Source organism: Ruegeria sp. TASC047 (genome assembly GCF_059612445.1).
Window position 1 is genome coordinate 254,640 of the sequence record NZ_JBXWQP010000019.1, and the last position, 16,933, is coordinate 271,572.

Sequence of the window (16,933 nt, forward strand, 5' to 3'; positions counted from 1 at the left end):
GGCAGCAGGAATGATTGGGCGCAGATCAAAGCGCGAATCTGATGAGGACGTAGATGTCAGACCCAAAGGGTTTGATGACTACGAGGTACGCCTTGGTGACAAGATGCGCGGCGAACGCGCAACCATGGGCAAATCTCTGTTGGATGTTCAGCGCGAGTTGAGGATCAAAGCCAACTACATTGCTGCCATCGAAAACGCGGATCCCGACGCCTTTGACACGCCCGGCTTTATCGCCGGGTATGTGCGTTCTTATGCGCGTTATCTGGGTATGAACCCGGATGAAACATTCTCGACTTTCTGCGCGGAAAGCGGTTTTTCGGTCGCGCATGGCATGTCGGCCGAGGCTTCGGTGGTGCGAAAGCCGACCGGTGCGCTTCCGGCGCGTGGGCCAATGGGACGCGATCCCTTCATCTCGCCCAATACGCCGTACATTCCGGGCAAGGAATCTCTGGTCAGTCAGATTGAACCGCGCGCCATCGGCTCGTCGCTGGTGCTGTTGGCGGTAATTGGCGGCATCGGCTATGGCGGGTGGGCCGTTCTGAACAAGATCCAGCAGGTGCAGGTCAGCCCGGTTGAACAAGCGCCTGTGGTGCTGTCCGACCTTGATCCGCTGGATGCCGTGCGCGGCGGCGTTGTCGATGATGTGGTTGCTGCGGCGAATACCGAGGCACTGGACCGTCTCTATCGTCCGCAGGCCTTGGATGTTCCGGTTCTGGTTGCCCGCGATGCGCCGATTTCGACCCTTGACCCGCGCGATGTCGGAACCTTCCGCCCGCCAAGCCTGCCGCAGTTCGAAGTTGCCGAAGTGCACACGGTTGAACGACCAGCTTTGCCTCAGGTCGTGGAACAGGTTGATACCACGCTGAAAATCGTTGCTGTCGATCCTTCTTGGATGCGGGTAACGGCGGCAGATGGCAGTGTCATTTTCGAAGGGACGCTTGGGACGGTCGAGCAAGGCAGTGTCTTTGAGGTTCCGCTGACAGAAGAACCGCCGCTGTTGCGGGCAGGGGCGTCGGGATCGGTTTATTTCTCGATGAACGGCGAGCACTATGGCCCGGCAGGGGCACCCGGCACGGTTGCTAAAGGGGTGATCCTTTCGAAAGACGCAGTTTCTGAAGTCTATGCCGTTGCCGATCTTGAAGCGGATCAGAACAGCGCGCTCAAGCAGCTGGTGGCTGAACTGCAAACCGCGGCGACAGAAGTGCCCGCCGAGTGATCTTGCCATTGCGGTAACCCCTTTGCCGGACTATCTACTGTCGCAACTCAGGCAGACGCGGATCCGTCCTTATGTCCCTTAATCACGTGCGCCCTTGGCGCGACATTTATCGTCGTAAATCCCGTCAAATCATGGTCGGCAACGTCCCTGTCGGGGGCGATGCCCCGATCGCCGTTCAGACCATGACCAACACCCTGACCACCGATGTGGCGGCAACAGTGGCGCAGGTTCAGGCCGCAGCCGAGGCTGGCGCGGATATCGTGCGCGTTTCAGTCCCCGATGAGGCGTCGGCTAAGGCATTGAAAGAGATCGTGCGCGAAAGCCCGGTGCCCATCGTTGCGGACATCCATTTTCACTATCGCCGTGGTATCGAGGCGGCCGAGGCAGGCGCTGCCTGTCTGCGCATCAATCCCGGCAACATCGGCGATGAACGCCGGGTGAAAGAAGTCATTCAGGCCGCGCGCGACCACAATTGCTCGATCCGGATCGGCGTGAATGCGGGCAGTCTGGAAAAGCACCTGCTTGAGAAATATGGCGAGCCGTGCCCCGAAGCGATGGTCGAAAGCGGGTTGGAACATATCCGCATCCTTCAGGACAATGATTTTCATGAGTTCAAAATCAGTGTGAAGGCCAGCGACGTTTTCCTGTCCGCCGCCGCATATCAGGGCATAGCCGAAGCCACTGATGCGCCCATCCATCTGGGTATCACCGAGGCGGGCGGACTGGTGTCCGGCACCATCAAATCTGCCATCGGGTTGGGCAACCTGCTGTGGATGGGGATCGGCGACACGATCCGCGTCAGCCTGTCTGCCGATCCGGTGGAAGAGGTGAAGGTTGGCTTTGAAATCCTCAAATCCCTTGGTCTGCGCCACCGGGGCGTCAACATCATCTCATGCCCGTCCTGCGCACGGCAGGGGTTTGACGTCATCAAGACCGTCGAGGCGCTGGAACGCCGTCTGGAACACATCAAGACACCGATGAGCCTGTCGATCATCGGCTGCGTGGTCAACGGACCGGGCGAGGCGCTGATGACCGATGTCGGGTTTACCGGTGGCGGGGCAGGATCCGGGATGGTTTATCTGGCAGGCAAGGCCAGCCACAAGATGTCGAACGATCAGATGATCGACCACATCGTGGAACAGGTCGAAAAGAAAGCGACGGAACTGGATGCGGCTGCGGAAGCCGCTGAGTAGTGTGGGCTTGGCTGTGTCGGTAAGGCAGGCATAGCGACCTTACTCATCCCTTGCCCTGATGCCTGAGCTGTTGCAAACTTGTTTCGTGACCGAACGATGCCTGTTTCGCCATTGGTTCCGTCGGTAAACAGACCAGCGCGGACCCATGCTTTGGGAGGAGTGTGTCATGACATCCAAGACCGCAGGCCCTACGCCACCTGAGAACCTGACGCCACACCAGCAGGCCATGCCCAAGGTCAATCGGGTTACTTCGGATGACATAAAGGCGTCGCTGAAAGCTGGGTTTTCCGATTTTCTGGCGCGCCCCTTCATGAGCGGTTTCTTCGGGCTTTTCTATGCGGCTTTCGGAATCCTGATGGTCTGGAGCTTGGTCTGGCTTGGCAAGATCTGGATGATCATTCCAGCGATTGTCGGATTTCCTCTGGTCGCGCCTTTCGCCGCTGCGGGACTTTATGAGATGTCCCGGCGGTTACAGAAGGGAGAGAGTTTTGGCTGGTATGAAATCCTCACTGTCATGGCCGATCAACGCAAGCGCGAAATGGGCTGGATGGCCTTTGTCACACTGTTCATTTTCTGGGTTTGGGTTTACCAGGTCCGGCTTTGGCTTGCGATCATCCTGCAGAACTCATCCTTTTCGGATTTTGATGGATTCTTGAACATCATCTTGTTCACTCCGCAGGGGTGGACATTCCTTGCAATCGGCACCTGTGTCGGAGCGTTTCTGTCGGCTGTCCTGTTTTCGGTAACTGTCGTCGCAATGCCCATGCTTCTGGACCGGGAAACCAATTTCGTTTCAGCCATGTTGACGTCCTTACGCGTCGTCTCGGAAAGCCCTGTGGTCATGCTCGGCTGGGCAGCGATCATCTCGGTCACAATGTTATTGTCGATGGTTCCGGCGTTTATGGGCTTGATCTTCACCTTGCCGATCCTTGGCCATACAACGTGGCATCTCTATCAACGGGCCGTGGAACCGGCAGACGGCTGAGGTCAGCGATCAGTTCGTCTTTTTTGTCTGGGGGCAGCTGTGCCGCCCCCAATACCAATCAACCCTGTTCCGCGCGAACGCCATCTGCAATTTGCTGCATCTGATCGGCGGGCAGATAGCCGCGCAGCAACTCGGTTCCCAGCACGAATGAGGGGGTGCCCGAAATCTGCATCCGTTGCGCCAGGGCACGGGTGCGGCTGATCTCATCCGTGACGCTGTCGCTGTCCATCGCGGCGATGATCGCGTCGCTGTCCAGGCCCAGCCCGTCAGAGATGCGGCGCAGGGTAACTTCGGACGGTTCGCCGTTGAAGGCCATCAGGGCATCGTGAACCTGTTTATAGGCGTCACCACCAGCGACGTGTTTGGTGGCCACGGCAAAGCGCGAGGACAAAACAGATGCGTCGCCCAGAATTGGCAGCTCTTTGATCACAAACCGGATATTGCCGTCGCTGGCCAGCAGGTTTGCCACTTCGGGCACCGCACGGCGGCAATAGCCGCAGCGGTAGTCCATGAATTCGACCAGCGTGATATCGCCATCCGGGTTGCCGCCGACCCAGCTATAGCCATCGTCGAACAGTTCGGCCGCATTGGCGGCGACCAGTTCTTTGTCGGCGGCCGCTTCGGCCACTGCGTTTCGCTGTTCGAGTATATTGATTGCCTCGATAATGACTTCGGGGTTTTCCAGCAGGTATTCGCGTACCTGAGCGCCAAACTCTGCCTTTTCGGCATCATTCATCGCGTTCAGGTCCAGCGCCTGTGCCGAGGTCGCCGCCATGGAAAGCCCCAGAAGGGCAGGTGCAGCATGTCTGAGGATCATTTCCGTTTCCTTTTATCTTTCTTGAGTCGTTCTGAGGCAATCAGCACGTCTTGTGCCCTTTGCCAACCCGGAGAGCCTTCGGGCAACTGTCCTACAGCCCGTTTCGCGTGAATTCCGGCATCCTCCATCCGACCTTGCAGCGCATAGCGTTCTGCCGTCACGGTCGAAGCCATGCCGTTATTTCCGACCTGCGCATAAGCCACACCCAGGTCCTGCATCAGGCGCGCATTACGAAAATCGCGCGCGCGCGCTTGTTCCAGTGCGTTCAATGCCTGTTTCGTTTCCCCCTGTGCCAGCAGGGCACGCCCGTAGCTCGCAAGGATCAACGCATTATTCGGGGCCATTTCAACAGCGCTAGCATAAGCTTTAACAGATTCGCTTACACGTCTGTTTTCCAACAGTATTTGCCCCTTCAGATCGTAATAGAACGGGTCGTCAGGACGCTCGGCGAGCGCTGCGTCAATTGCGGCACGGGCGCGGGACAGATCGCGGTTCTGATGATAGGCCGAAGCCTCTCGCATCAGGCGGATGTCTCGGTAGGATTCTTCGCCAGCGCGCCGCAAGGTCCAACTGGGCGACCGCAGAAAGGCCGAAAGCTTGCCTTTGACCCGCGCAAACCAGTAGTCCGCATTGGGGTTTGGAACGGCTCGGTCGCCAAACTCATCCAGGAACGCCTCGGCGGCACGCAGGCGGTCACGGCTTGTCGGGTGTGATCGCATATAGGGGTCCTGATTGGCGACACTCAGCAGTTCCTGACCGGCGAACTTCCGGTGCAGTTCCACCATCCCGCTGGGCGAGATTTCGGCCCATCGCAGGTAACTTGCCGCACTGCGGTCGGCGGATGCCTCTTCTGCGCGGGTGTGACCCAGAAAACCGCGAATTGCCGCGCCTTGGGTGCCAGCGGCGATCCCGATGGCGGCCTCGCCCCCACCCGCCGCAGCTGCCAGCAGGGCCAAAGCCGTGCCGAGACTGGCGTTGCGCTGCGCGGCTTTCAAGTTCTCAGCCCGCCGTGCCAGATGACCATTCGAGATATGGGCGGCCTCGTGCGCGATGACAGCCTGCAACATCTCGGGGCTTTCGACGGTCAGAATCAGCCCGTAGTTCACATAGATCGCGTTGTAGTCGATGACGAATGCGTTGAACGTGTTGTCGTTGACGACCAGAATCTGAACCCGGTTCGTGTTCAGCCCCGCAGCCCGCAACACCGGAAAGGCCAGTTCACGCAGGCCATGTTCGATATCAGGGTCGCGGATCAGGCTTTGCGCGTGCGATTGCATCGCTGCCGCCAGCCAGACGACAACGGCAACCATCAGGGCCGGGATTGACGCCAACCGGGATACGCGCTCAAAAGCCATGACTGCAACATGGGAGATGGGCATGAGAAACTCAACCCGGTCCGGGGTCGATCCCTTCATCGTGATGGATGTGATGGAGGCGGCACGCAAGGCCGAAGAAGCAGGTCGCCATGTTATTCACATGGAAGTCGGCCAGCCCGGAACCGGCGCACCCAAGGGTGCAACCGAAGCTTTGGCCACGGCGATGGAGCAAGGCCCGCTGGGATATACGGTTGCTCTGGGTCTGCCCGCCCTGAGGCAGCGGATCGCCCGGCTTTATGGCGATTGGTACAATGTCGATCTGAACCCCGAGCGGGTGGTGATCACACCTGGCTCGTCCGGCGGATTCCTGCTGACCTTTACCGCATTGTTCGACAGTGGCGACCGTGTCGGTATCGGCGCGCCCGGCTATCCGTCCTATCGCCAGATCCTGAAGGCACTGGGTCTGGTCCCGGTCGACCTGCCGACCGCGCCGGAAAACAGGTTGCAGCCCGTGGCGGCGGATATTCAGGGGTTGGATCTGAAGGGGCTGATGGTGGCCTCACCCGCAAATCCGACCGGTACGATGTTGGACCGCGCCGCCATGGGCGCCCTGATCGAGGCGGCGCACGGGCAGGGCGCGTCGTTCATCAGTGATGAGATTTACCACGGGCTGGAATACGAAGCCAAGGCCGTGACGGCGCTGGAACTGACAGATAAATGCTATGTGATCAACTCGTTCTCGAAATACTTTTCGATGACCGGATGGCGTGTAGGCTGGATGGTGGTGCCCGAGGATCAGGTGCGCGTGGTCGAACGGATCGCTCAGAACATGTTCATCTGCGCCCCCCATGCCAGTCAGGTCGCAGCGCTGGCTGCCATGGATTGCGACGACGAATTGCAAGCCAATCTGGACGTGTACCGCCGCAATCGCGCGCTGATGCTGGACGGGCTGCCCAAAGCCGGGTTTTCGAACATCGCGCCGCCCGATGGGGCGTTTTATGTCTATGCCGATGTGTCTGATTTGACCGATGACAGCCGCGCATTTGCGGCCGAGATTCTGGAACAGGCCGGTGTGGCCGTGACACCTGGGCTGGATTTTGACCCACAGCGCGGCCATACCACATTGCGATTTTCCTATGCGCGCGCGACCTCTGATATTCAGGAAGGGCTTGAGCGTTTGCGCCTTTTTATGACGCGGCGCGGCGCTGTCAGGGAACCGGCCTGAGCCGTTCACAAGCCGCCCCTTGTGGTATAGGGTGCCCGGCAAACGATCTCGGGAAAACTTGAGGCCATGAGCAGGATCTTCTTTAGCATTGCGCTGTTCTGGGCGTTGGCTGGTGGTGCCATTGCGCAGGATTTTAGCGCGTTGGCGCGTGTCCAGCCTGACCAGAGCCGTATTACGGATGTCGGGCGTACCGGTGTTCGGGTGGACATCGCCCTCAGTCAGGGCGTTCCCTACAGGATTTTCACCTTGCAGGATCCCTACCGTATGGTTCTGGACTTCAACGAAGTGGATTGGGTCGGGCTGACCCGCGAAGATTTCCTGCAATCCGATCGCATCAGCGGCGTGCAGTTCGGCGCATATGTTCCGGGTTGGTCACGTCTGGTGCTGGAACTGGGGGCACCGATGGCAGTGACGAAAGCAGAAATGTCGGTGGCAGAGGATTCGGGGGCTGCATTGTTGTCGCTCGACCTCAAGGGGACGGATTTCGATGCCTTCAACGCCTCGGCAGGTGCGCCGCGAAACCCGGGCTGGGACTTGCCGGAACCGGCGGATGTGCCGCAAGCCGCGGTGCGCAGCGCCGACCGACCCTTGCGTGTCATGCTGGATCCGGGCCACGGAGGCATTGATCCGGGGGCCGAGACTGACGCGATTGATGAAAAAACCCTGATGCTGACTTTCGCACGTGAGCTGCGCGAAATCCTTCTAAGATCAGGCGGGTACGAGGTGGTTTTGACACGGGTCGACGATCAGTTCGTCTCGCTGGAGCGCCGAATTGCGCTGGCGCACCGGGCCGGTGCGGACCTGTTCATTTCGCTGCACGCCGATTCCCTGTCCGAAGGGCGGGCGCATGGTGCGGTGGTTTATACCTTGTCCAACGATGCCTCGGATGTGGCCAGTGCGAAGCTGGCGGAACGGCACGACCGCGGGGATTTGATTTCCGGTATCGATCTGAACGGGGCGGATGGTCAGATCACGGATGTTCTGCTGGACATGGCCCGTCAGGAAACGATGCCACGCACAAGCGCGCTGGCCAAGGCCATTGCAAACGGTCTGGCACAACAAGGTGGGCCGATGAACGGCAAACCCTTGCGTACCGCGTCATTTTCAGTGCTCAAGGCGGCGGACATCCCGTCGGTTCTGGTCGAGCTTGGGTTTCTGTCCAGCCCCAGAGACCTGAAGAACCTCAATGATCCTGATTGGCGGGCGAGAATGGCGCTGGGAATTCATCGGGGGCTTGAAGATTGGCGCCAGCAGGATGTGATCCGCAAATCCCTTATTGGCCAGTGACCTTGCTGCGCAAAACGGCTAGAATACGCTCGGTGTTTTGACCCTTGGGCGGCGCATCACTATATAGGCGGCACCGCGAGAAAAAGGCAGTAACGTGATCCGGTTCATTCTTTCGATTTTCGGGGCGATTTTCAGCCTCGTGACATTGGGTATTTTCATGGCCGCGCTGGTGATCGGTGCGGTGTTCTGGATGTATGGGCGCGATCTGCCCAGCCACGAGTCGCTGGCACAGTACAAACCACCCACAATCAGCCGGATCTATTCGGGTGAAGGCAAGCTGATTGATGAATTCGCGCAGGAACGCCGCCTGTTCACCCCGTCCGAGGAAATCCCGGATCTGGTGAAGCAGGCGTTTATTTCGGCGGAAGACAAGAATTTCTACAACCATCAGGGCTATGACCCGCGCGGCATCATTGCCGCCGGTGTCGAGGCGGTGCGGACCAAGGGCGAAACCGTTCGCGGTGCATCGACCATCACGCAGCAGGTCATGAAGAACTTTCTGCTGTCCGGTGACCGCCGGGCCGAGCGTAAGATCAAGGAAATCATACTTGCGACCCGGCTTGAGGATACATTGGACAAGGAACAGATCCTCGAACTTTATATGAACGAGATCTTTCTGGGCCAGAACTCGTACGGTGTGACTGCTGCCGCACAGACCTATTTCAATAAAACCCTGCAGGAATTGGCCCCACATGAGGCCGCCATGCTGGCTGCCATGCCCAAAGCGCCGTCAGATTACCACCCCGTTTGGGAAAAAGAGCGCCTTCTGGCCCGGCGCAATTACGTGTTACGCGAGATGCAGCAGAACGGTTACATCGATCAGGCGACTTATGAGGCCGAGGTCGAATTGCCTTTGCGCTCGGTCCAAAACGGAGATTTTGAAAGCTTCCGTACGGCCCTGCCGCCCCGCGACTATTTCACCGACGAAATCCGCCGCCAGCTGAGCGAAGATTTTGGTGAAGGCGAGTTCTTTACCGGGGGTTTCACCGTGCGTGCATCGGTGGATGAGGAAATGCAGGTTGAGGCCGCACGGGCCCTGCGCGAGGCGCTCGAGAAATATGATCGGTCCCGTGGCAAATGGCGCGGAACAGGTGACGTGATCCCGGAAGAAAAACTGGCGGATGAGGCGCAATGGCGCGAGGCGCTGGCGGCCATGGAAATTCCGCGCGACGTTATTCTGCCAACCCGTTGGTATCCAGCCGTGGTTCTGGGCGTGACCGACCAGCAACTGACTGTTGGTGTCGAAGAAGGTCCTGCCGATGGGATAATCCCGCGCGCGGACATCAAATGGATGCAGGGTGATTTTGCGGCCAACTTCAAGCGCGGCGATGTCATTCTTGTTGTTGCGGGTGAAGATGGGCAATGGTCAGCCCGCCAGGTGCCAGAGGTGCAAGGCGGCTTTGTCGCGATGGATGTGAACTCGGGTCGTGTTCTGGCGATGCAGGGCGGGTTCTCGTATCAGGATACCGTGTTCAACCGGGCCACACAGGCACAGCGCCAGCCGGGATCGTCCTTCAAGCCGTTTGTTTATGCTGCTGCGCTGGACAGCGGATACAGCCCCGCGACCATCGTTGTCGATGCACCCATCGAAGTGAACACGCCGCAGGGTCTGTGGCGCCCCAAGAACTCCTCCAACAAGTTCTACGGTCCAACTCCTTTGCGTACAGGGATCGAACAGTCGCGGAACCTGATGACCATCCGTCTGGCGCAGGAAGTTACAATGCCCGTCGTTGCCGGCTATGCGGAACGGTTCGGTGTCTATGACCGGATGGGCGCGTTTCTGGCAAACTCGCTGGGGGCCGAGGAAACCACGCTTTACAAGATGGTCGCGGCCTATGCGATGTTTGCAAACGGCGGCCAACGTGTGGAACCCACTCTGGTCGACCGCATTCAGGACCGGTTCGGAAAAACCATCTATCGCCACGATGACCGTCAGTGTCTGGACTGTAACTCGACCTGGCTGGAACCAGATGAATCGCCCACCCTTGTCACGGATCGCGCACAGGTCATGGATGCGATCACCGCCTACCAGCTGACATCGATGATGAAAGGTGTGGTCGATCGCGGGACGGCATCCAGCGTTGTGAATCTGCCTGTGCCAACAGCGGGCAAAACCGGAACCACCAACGACTCGAAGGATGCGTGGTTCATCGGCTTTACGTCGAATATCGTGGCCGGTTGCTACATCGGTTATGATCGACCGCGTCCGATGGGACGTGGGGCCTATGGTGGCACGCTGTGCGGCCCGGTCTTCCAGAGCTTCATGGAAAAAGCGGTCGAGAAATACGGCGGCGGTCCGTTCGAAGTGCCCGAAGGCGGCCATTTCATCAAGATCGACCGCTTCAGCGGGGCCCGTCTGCCCGATGATGCCACCGGTGACTATGTCGTGGCCGAATTCTTCCGCGACGGTGTCGATGGTTTCATCGACCGTGTCTATGATGGTGGTTTTGCCATCGGATCGGACCTGCCATTGTTTGAAGAAGTCCAGCGCGCGGGGGTTCAGGTCCAGACGTCAACGGGCGAGACCGTGACCGTTGGACCGAAAGCTTCCCAAGGGGACCTGAGCACCGGTGGGCTTTACTGACAAGGCGCGTTCCAATTGGCTAAAACTCCGCTGATTCCGCACTCTTTGTTGGGGGCACCCGGACAGTTGCGCATTTCTCCGGGCGTCCTCTCGGGCCAGCACGTGTTTCTCACCGGCATGACCGGTAGCGCGGCGGACGGCTCGATGCCAAGCGATCCGGAACAACAATTCCGAAACGCCTTTGCAAAGATTGCAGAGGTCTTGAAGGAAGCCAGTCTTGGATTGGATGCAGTGGTCGAGATGACGACATACCACGTTGAAATGCGAGATCATTTCGACCTGTTCGATCGCGTGCGCCTTGAGGTTCTGACCGCGCCTTACCCGGCCTGGACCGCAGTTGAAGTTGCGGGATTGCGACGGAAAGGGGCGCTGGTGGAAATTCGGGCGATCGCGCATCTTTCTGATTGAAAGCATGATAGCTGTTTCAGCACCCAGCCTGTCTTGTGGTGTCTCGCACCTCTTGCTATCACGCAGGCCTGATTGAGCAAGTTGGGACAAGACCATGCGCGCCGAAACCCAGAACATCGTGGCGGATATCAAAAAGTCGCTGGAGCTGCTGGCGCAGCGTATGGACTATGAAACCGCACCGCATCGCCTTGAGGAATTCAACGCGCGCGTCGAAGACCCCAACCTTTGGGATAACCCTGAAAATGCGCAGAAACTGATGCGCGAACGGCAGATGCTGGTCGATGCAATCGAGACGTATGAATCCATCAAGACCGACCTCAGCGACAATATCGAACTGATTGAGTTGGGCGAGATGGAGGAAGACCAAGAAGTCGTTCAGGATGCCGAAGCGGCGATCAAGACGCTGAAAGCCAGAGCCGCAAAAAAAGAGCTTGAGGCGCTGCTGGACGGTGAGGCCGACAGCAATGATACCTTCCTCGAAATCAACTCGGGCGCAGGGGGAACCGAAAGCTGCGACTGGGCGTCGATGCTGGCGCGCATGTATGTGCGCTGGGCCGAGAAAAAGGGTTACACGGTCGAATTGCAATCCGAGACACCGGGCGAGGAAGCGGGGATCAAATCCGCAGCCTACAAGATTTCCGGTCACAATGCCTATGGCTGGCTTAAATCGGAAAGCGGCGTGCACCGGCTGGTGCGGATTTCGCCCTATGACTCGGCGGCCAAGCGCCATACGTCGTTCAGCTCGGTCTGGGTCTATCCGGTGGTCGACGACAATATCGAGATCGAGGTGAACCCGGCCGATATCCGCATCGACACCTACCGGTCTTCGGGGGCTGGTGGCCAGCACGTGAACACCACCGACTCGGCCGTTCGGATCACGCACATCCCGACCGGGATTGTTGTGACCAGCTCGGAAAAGTCCCAGCACCAGAACCGCGATATTGCCATGAAGGCCCTGAAGTCGCGCCTGTACCAGCAGGAACTGGATCGCCGAAACGCGGATATCAACGCGGCGCACGAAGCTAAGGGCGATGCAGGCTGGGGCAACCAAATCCGGTCTTACGTCTTGCAGCCCTATCAGATGGTCAAGGACCTGCGAACCAATCACGAAACCTCGGATACCAAAGGGGTTCTGGACGGGGACCTGGACGGATTCATGGCGGCAACCTTGGCCCTGAACGTGGCAGGCAAAAGCCGATCCGAGGCGCAGGGCGACAGCTAAGGTGACACGCCAGCGTTCCTTTCTGGACCTGCTGAAAGGGCACTGGCAGCTAATCCTGATCACCGGTCTGGTCTTTGCGCTCTGGAACACGCCGTTTGTTGTTCCGCTAAAAATTCTGGTCGTCTTTCTGCATGAGCTGTCTCATGCCGTGACAATCCTATTGACTGGCGGCTCGGTCGAGAGTTTCACGATCTCACCCCAGCAAGGAGGGATGGTGATCGGCCGGGGCGGCAGCAGGTTTCTCAGCCTGTCCGCCGGCTATCTCGGCTCGCTTGTGTTTGGCATGGCGCTTTTGATCATCGCCTTGAGGACAAATGCTGACCGGGCTGTTCTGGCTGTTTTCGGCGCAATCATGTGTCTGATCGCACTGCTGTACATACGCGATGCTTTCGCCTTGCTGTTTTGCGCAGGCGTCGGGGCGGCAATGATTGCGACAGCGTGGTTTCTGAGCCACGAGGTCAGTGATCTGGTGCTGCGCGTTGTCGGGCTGACCAGCATGATCTACGTGCCGTTTGATATCTTTGATGACACCATCCGACGATCCGGCGCACGCTCGGACGCGTTCTTGTTGGCCGAGGAATTCGGCGGCACCGCGATGCTGTGGGGTGGGGTCTGGTTGGTGTTGAGTGGTGGCGCCATTGCCCTTTGTCTACGGTACTGGTTGGGCCGGGACAGCAACCTGCCATTGCACCGCAGAGCGTTGTGATGCTGTTGTTTGTAAGACAAGAAAAGATACATCTAAACAGTGGGTTTAAATGAGGTGAACCGCTCGCTAGGCTGTTGAAGACCAACAACAGACTGGCGTGTTATGGACCTGACCCGGATATCTGCCACAGAGCTTCTGAACCAACTGGCTACCCGGCAGGTTTCGGCCACAGAAGTCATGCGGGCCACGCTGGATCGCATTGCCAAAGTCAACGGTGACGTGAACGCCATCGTGGCGCTGCGGGACAAGGGCGAGCTGATGGCCGAAGCGCAGACCCGCGACAGCGGCCCTGTCACTGGCCCGCTGCACGGCCTGCCAATTGCGGTCAAGGATTTGGTCAATGTGGCAGGTATTGTCTCGTCGCATGGATCGCCTGTTTTCGGGGATGTCGTCCCTGACAGGGATGATCTGATTGCCGCCAGGATGCGGGCCGCGGGCGCCATCCTGATCGGCAAGACCAATACGCCGGAATTCGGGCTGGGCTCGCACACGTTCAACCCGGTCTATGGTGCGACGCGCAATCCGTATGACGCCAGTTACACCTGCGGTGGCTCATCAGGTGGGGCAGCAGTGGCTTTGGCGACGGGTATGGTCGCATTGGCCGACGGGTCCGACATGATGGGCAGCCTGCGCAACCCGGCGGCCTGGAACAATGTTTACGGCTTTCGCCCAAGCTGGGGCAGTGTGCCGTCTGATCCGGTCGGCGATAGTTTCCTGCATCAGCTGTCCACATTGGGTCCAATGGCGCGCAGTCCCGAAGATCTTGGCATCCTGCTCGACGTGATCTCGGGGCCCGATCCGCGCCTGCCATTGGTCGGAGAATATGCACCGGTTTCCCCGGTTGTCGCAGCAGATCTGAACGGGCTGCGCATTGGCTGGCTGGGCGATTGGGGCGGGGCCTTTCCAACAGAGGCCGGAATCCTTGAGCTGTGCCGGGATGCGATGAAGGTATTCGAAGCGCGGGGCGCGCGTGTTGAACATGTCGCCCCGCCTTTCGATGCCGAACGGTTATGGACCAGTTGGATCACCCTGCGGTCCTGGAGTGTCGCCGCAGGGCTTGAACCTTTGGTTGAACGACGGGACCATCTGAAAGACACAGCCCAGTGGGAGCTGGACCGGGGTCTGACGATGAGTGCCATGGACGTGCATCGCGCCAGCGTAATTCGATCAGAATGGTTCCGGCGCGCGGCGGAACTGTTCGAGCAGTTTGATGCCCTGGTCCTGCCATCCGCACAGGTTTGGCCGTTTGGGATCGAAACACCTTACCCCACCCGGATCGCGGACCGCGCAATGGATACATATCATCGCTGGATGCATGTCACGGTACCGGTCAGCCTGATTGGCTTGCCTTGTCTGGCCGCGCCCGCCGGATTTGGTGTGCAGGGCCTGCCCATGGGCTTTCAACTGTTTGGACCAAAAGGATCGGATCACAAATTACTGTCGGTCGGGGCGGCGTATCACACCGAAACCGACTGGCCCAACAAGAGGCCGGCGATGTCATAACGCCGATCAGGGAGGAGACTAAATGGAAAAGCCATTTGGCGTTCCGGACATGCGTCCGGTAGATACTGCCATGCTGCGCGCCGCGTTGCGGCGCGCCTGGGCCGACTTTCGGCGCGCGCCGCAGTTTGGGTTGATCTTTGCCGGGTTCTACGTGCTTGCGGGATGGGCGATGGCATGGGTCACCATCCAGACTGGTACAACCTTCTGGCTGGTTCTGGCAGCTATCGGCTTTCCGCTGATCGGCCCGTTTGCCGCTGTTGGCCTTTACGAGGTGTCGCACCGGCTGGAACAGGGCGAACCGCTGGATCTTGGCGCAATCTTTGGTGTCGTGCTGCAACAAAGCCGTCGGCAATTGCCGTCGATCTGCGCCATCATCGTCGTGGTGTTTCTGTTCTGGTTTTTCCTGGGGCACATGATCTTTGCCCTGTTCCTTGGGCTGGCCACGATGACTAACGTGTCATCCTCGCTTGAGGTCTTTCTGACGGCGAATGGCCTGACAATGCTGGCTGTGGGCACGGTGGTTGGGGCGGTATTCGCAACCGTTCTCTATATGATCACCGTATTGTCGATCCCACTGCTGCTGGATCGCGAACTGGATTTTGTCACGGCAATGATTGCAAGTTTTACCTATGTGTCCGGGAATTTTCCGGTGATGCTTGCCTGGGGGGTAATCATCGCTGTTCTGACGTTCCTGGCCATGGTGCCCTGGTTTCTGGGCCTTTTGGTGGTTCTGCCACTGTTAGGCCATGCCAGTTGGCACCTGTATAGGCAAATCACCCAAGTCGAAGGGGAGGGCACATCGTCCTGAGAAAACCGCTCAGGGATACTGTGCCGGATTGTTGGTCGACAAGCGCGCAGCGGCGAAAATCGCCGTTGCATCGTGCCCGAGATATTTCAGAACCACGGGCTCCGGTGCCTCAGGGGCGGCTGGGCTTATGACCGTACCGCGCCACTGAACCGCTGTTCCCGTGCGATCGGGTGAAATCATATAAACGCGGCTGTTCTGACCCGCTCGCTGAGAGGTCAGCATATAGACGGAACTGCCGGTGCAGGCGACGATCCCTTGTATTTCGCGCGCCTGCGGCGTTGCTTCGGGCATCGCGGCGCGCGAGACATATCCGCGTATCAATGTGCATTGGGCCAGTGGTCGGGCGTGCAGCAAGGTCATGCGGTGCGAGGCCGAGACGCTTTCGATCACGGCATAAAACCCCGGAGAAAACGCAGTTCTGGCGATCATGTCCACACCTGACCCCAGAAACTCGGTCAAGGCCGCCGCTGCGGGGTGGTCCTCGATCTTTTCAATTTCGTCCAGGGGCTTCAGGAGGATGCGCGCATCCACGTCGAAAAACCGGCAGATGCGATCCAGAACATCCGGCCGTGGAACACTTTCGCCCGAAAGATACCTGTTGAACTGCGTCCGATTCACGCCAAGCTTGCGGCAAAGTGCCGAGACCGACCGATACCTTCGTGCCAGTTGCCGCAGATTCGCGCCAAACATCGCGCGAAGTTCAGCCGGGCTGCGAATGTCGTCGGTCATGGATGCCCACGCCTTGCTAAGTTTCCTGAAAAACCATCGCAGCACTGGAACCAAGCCCCGGCGCTCATTGAAAAATCGTACAGATTGACCCCAAGCAACGTATCCCCACGTCGCGTTGCGCGTTGAGGCTAATGCCATAAAGCGCAATGGCAATAGGCTTTATCTGAAAATGCCTAATCTTTATCCGGAAAAGCTTACCCTATGGCAAATTTAGCGCATAGAAGGACGCGTGGGTTGATTTTGCAAATGCCCACCAACCCAAAGATGTGCTCCCGCCTTGGATGCAGGAAAAGCCCCAAGGCGGGTATATTGTTCAGTCGCCGCGCAGCAGGGCCGCCACGCCGGTGCGGGCGATTTCCATCAGGCCCAACGGGCGCATCAGGTCAGCAAAAGCGTCGATCTTGTCCGGCGCGCCGGTGATCTCGAAGATGAAAGAGTTCAGGGTGCTGTCGACCACATTGGCACGGAAGATGTCAGCCAGGCGCAGCGCCTCGACGCGTTTGTCGCCTTCACCCACGACCTTGATGATGGCCAGTTCGCGTTCAACCGAAGGGCCTTCGACCGTCAGGTCATGCACGTCATGGACAGTCACGATCCGCCCCAGCTGCGCCTTGATCTGTTCGATCACCTGCGGTGTGCCGGTGGTGACAATGGTGATGCGGCTCAGGTGTCCTGTGTGATCCACCTCGGCCACGGTCAGGCTTTCGATGTTGTATCCGCGCCCCGAGAACAGACCGATCACACGGGCAAGGACACCGGGTTCGTTCTCGACCAGCACGGCAATGGTGTGGCGTTCCTGCACGTCCGAGAAGGTAGGCCGTAGGTTATAGGCCGAATGGCGGTTGGAGCCTTTTTTGATATGTAGGGCAGACATTTATGTCCCTTTCATCATCCTGTGTTTGCCGGGCGCAATGGTCGCCCGGCGGTAATCCTC

15 protein-coding genes are annotated in these 16,933 nt (G+C 58.8%); 11 read left to right on the forward strand and 4 right to left on the reverse strand.

Annotated features, from left to right (window positions below):
- Positions 1 to 10 precede the first annotated feature (10 nt).
- The 3 genes from AC2FLO_RS03790 (at position 11) to AC2FLO_RS03800 (ending at position 3,394) form a co-directional block, all read left to right on the forward strand.
- Positions 11 to 1,216 carry a helix-turn-helix domain-containing protein gene (locus AC2FLO_RS03790; RefSeq protein ID WP_496751389.1) on the forward strand — a complete coding sequence of 402 codons (1,206 nt, stop codon included), beginning with the start codon at positions 11 to 13 and terminating at the stop codon, positions 1,214 to 1,216.
- 71 nt (positions 1,217 to 1,287) lie between these two features.
- On the forward strand, positions 1,288 to 2,409 hold the full coding sequence (gene ispG / locus AC2FLO_RS03795; protein ID WP_480584804.1) for a flavodoxin-dependent (E)-4-hydroxy-3-methylbut-2-enyl-diphosphate synthase: 1,122 nt from the start codon (positions 1,288 to 1,290) through the stop codon (positions 2,407 to 2,409).
- Positions 2,410 to 2,575: 166 nt separating this feature from the next.
- Positions 2,576 to 3,394 (forward strand): DUF2189 domain-containing protein, encoded by an 819-nt coding sequence (locus AC2FLO_RS03800; RefSeq protein ID WP_480480460.1) that lies wholly within the window; start codon positions 2,576 to 2,578, stop codon positions 3,392 to 3,394.
- Between the two features lie 58 nt (positions 3,395 to 3,452).
- Here AC2FLO_RS03800 and AC2FLO_RS03805 read toward each other — a convergent pair whose 3' ends face one another.
- On the reverse strand, positions 3,453 to 4,211 hold the full coding sequence (locus AC2FLO_RS03805) for a DsbA family protein (protein WP_480558133.1): 759 nt from the start codon (positions 4,209 to 4,211) through the stop codon (positions 3,453 to 3,455).
- Positions 4,208 to 5,590 (reverse strand): M48 family metalloprotease, encoded by a 1,383-nt coding sequence (locus AC2FLO_RS03810; RefSeq protein WP_496751391.1) that lies wholly within the window; start codon positions 5,588 to 5,590, stop codon positions 4,208 to 4,210. Before AC2FLO_RS03810 ends, AC2FLO_RS03805 begins: the two co-directional genes overlap by 4 nt.
- Here AC2FLO_RS03810 and AC2FLO_RS03815 point away from each other — a divergent pair.
- The 8 genes from AC2FLO_RS03815 to AC2FLO_RS03850 all read left to right on the forward strand — a co-directional run bounded on the left by AC2FLO_RS03815 (position 5,589) and on the right by AC2FLO_RS03850 (position 15,270).
- The gene (locus tag AC2FLO_RS03815; RefSeq protein WP_496751393.1) at positions 5,589 to 6,752 is read left to right on the forward strand and encodes a pyridoxal phosphate-dependent aminotransferase; all 1,164 of its coding nucleotides are present in this window, start codon (positions 5,589 to 5,591) and stop codon (positions 6,750 to 6,752) included. The two genes, AC2FLO_RS03810 and AC2FLO_RS03815, sit on opposite strands and share 2 nt — an antisense overlap.
- Positions 6,753 to 6,818: 66 nt before the next feature.
- Positions 6,819 to 8,039, forward strand: coding sequence for an N-acetylmuramoyl-L-alanine amidase (locus AC2FLO_RS03820; protein ID WP_480584795.1), 1,221 nt, complete (start codon positions 6,819 to 6,821; stop codon positions 8,037 to 8,039).
- A gap of 94 nt (positions 8,040 to 8,133) precedes the next feature.
- Positions 8,134 to 10,623 (forward strand): penicillin-binding protein 1A, encoded by a 2,490-nt coding sequence (locus tag AC2FLO_RS03825; protein ID WP_496751395.1) that lies wholly within the window; start codon positions 8,134 to 8,136, stop codon positions 10,621 to 10,623.
- Positions 10,624 to 10,638: 15 nt separating this feature from the next.
- A complete protein-coding gene (locus tag AC2FLO_RS03830; protein WP_496806675.1) occupies positions 10,639 to 11,031 on the forward strand; it encodes a RidA family protein in 393 nt (130 codons plus the stop codon).
- 94 nt (positions 11,032 to 11,125) lie between these two features.
- Entirely contained in the window at positions 11,126 to 12,253 is a 1,128-nt protein-coding gene (prfB, locus tag AC2FLO_RS03835; protein ID WP_480473323.1) for a peptide chain release factor 2, read from the forward strand.
- A 1-nt stretch (position 12,254) separates the two neighbouring features.
- Positions 12,255 to 12,959 carry a M50 family metallopeptidase gene (locus AC2FLO_RS03840; protein WP_496751397.1) on the forward strand — a complete coding sequence of 235 codons (705 nt, stop codon included), beginning with the start codon at positions 12,255 to 12,257 and terminating at the stop codon, positions 12,957 to 12,959.
- A 102-nt stretch (positions 12,960 to 13,061) separates the two neighbouring features.
- The gene (locus AC2FLO_RS03845; protein WP_496751399.1) at positions 13,062 to 14,462 is read left to right on the forward strand and encodes an amidase; all 1,401 of its coding nucleotides are present in this window, start codon (positions 13,062 to 13,064) and stop codon (positions 14,460 to 14,462) included.
- A gap of 22 nt (positions 14,463 to 14,484) precedes the next feature.
- Positions 14,485 to 15,270 carry a DUF2189 domain-containing protein gene (locus AC2FLO_RS03850; protein ID WP_480584780.1) on the forward strand — a complete coding sequence of 262 codons (786 nt, stop codon included), beginning with the start codon at positions 14,485 to 14,487 and terminating at the stop codon, positions 15,268 to 15,270.
- 9 nt (positions 15,271 to 15,279) lie between these two features.
- Here AC2FLO_RS03850 and AC2FLO_RS03855 read toward each other — a convergent pair whose 3' ends face one another.
- A complete protein-coding gene (locus AC2FLO_RS03855) occupies positions 15,280 to 15,999 on the reverse strand; it encodes a helix-turn-helix domain-containing protein (RefSeq protein WP_480584777.1) in 720 nt (239 codons plus the stop codon).
- A 313-nt stretch (positions 16,000 to 16,312) separates the two neighbouring features.
- Positions 16,313 to 16,873 (reverse strand): acetolactate synthase small subunit, encoded by a 561-nt coding sequence (gene ilvN, locus AC2FLO_RS03860; RefSeq protein ID WP_209503637.1) that lies wholly within the window; start codon positions 16,871 to 16,873, stop codon positions 16,313 to 16,315.
- Between the last annotated feature and the right edge of the window lie 60 nt (positions 16,874 to 16,933).

What these genes read in the sequence shown, in the direction of transcription:
- AC2FLO_RS03790 (WP_496751389.1), top strand. Translation starts at nt 11, where the DNA reads ATGATTGGGCGCAGATCAAAGCGCGAATCTGATGAGGACGTAGATGTC.
- ispG (WP_480584804.1), top strand. Translation starts at nt 1,288, where the DNA reads ATGTCCCTTAATCACGTGCGCCCTTGGCGCGACATTTATCGTCGTAAA.
- AC2FLO_RS03800 (WP_480480460.1), top strand. Translation starts at nt 2,576, where the DNA reads ATGACATCCAAGACCGCAGGCCCTACGCCACCTGAGAACCTGACGCCA.
- AC2FLO_RS03805 (WP_480558133.1), bottom strand. Translation starts at nt 4,211, where the DNA reads ATGATCCTCAGACATGCTGCACCTGCCCTTCTGGGGCTTTCCATGGCG.
- AC2FLO_RS03815 (WP_496751393.1), top strand. Translation starts at nt 5,589, where the DNA reads ATGAGAAACTCAACCCGGTCCGGGGTCGATCCCTTCATCGTGATGGAT.
- AC2FLO_RS03810 (WP_496751391.1), bottom strand. Translation starts at nt 5,590, where the DNA reads ATGCCCATCTCCCATGTTGCAGTCATGGCTTTTGAGCGCGTATCCCGG.
- AC2FLO_RS03820 (WP_480584795.1), top strand. Translation starts at nt 6,819, where the DNA reads ATGAGCAGGATCTTCTTTAGCATTGCGCTGTTCTGGGCGTTGGCTGGT.
- prfB (WP_480473323.1), top strand. Translation starts at nt 11,126, where the DNA reads ATGCGCGCCGAAACCCAGAACATCGTGGCGGATATCAAAAAGTCGCTG.
- AC2FLO_RS03845 (WP_496751399.1), top strand. Translation starts at nt 13,062, where the DNA reads ATGGACCTGACCCGGATATCTGCCACAGAGCTTCTGAACCAACTGGCT.
- AC2FLO_RS03850 (WP_480584780.1), top strand. Translation starts at nt 14,485, where the DNA reads ATGGAAAAGCCATTTGGCGTTCCGGACATGCGTCCGGTAGATACTGCC.
- AC2FLO_RS03855 (WP_480584777.1), bottom strand. Translation starts at nt 15,999, where the DNA reads ATGACCGACGACATTCGCAGCCCGGCTGAACTTCGCGCGATGTTTGGC.
- ilvN (WP_209503637.1), bottom strand. Translation starts at nt 16,873, where the DNA reads ATGTCTGCCCTACATATCAAAAAAGGCTCCAACCGCCATTCGGCCTAT.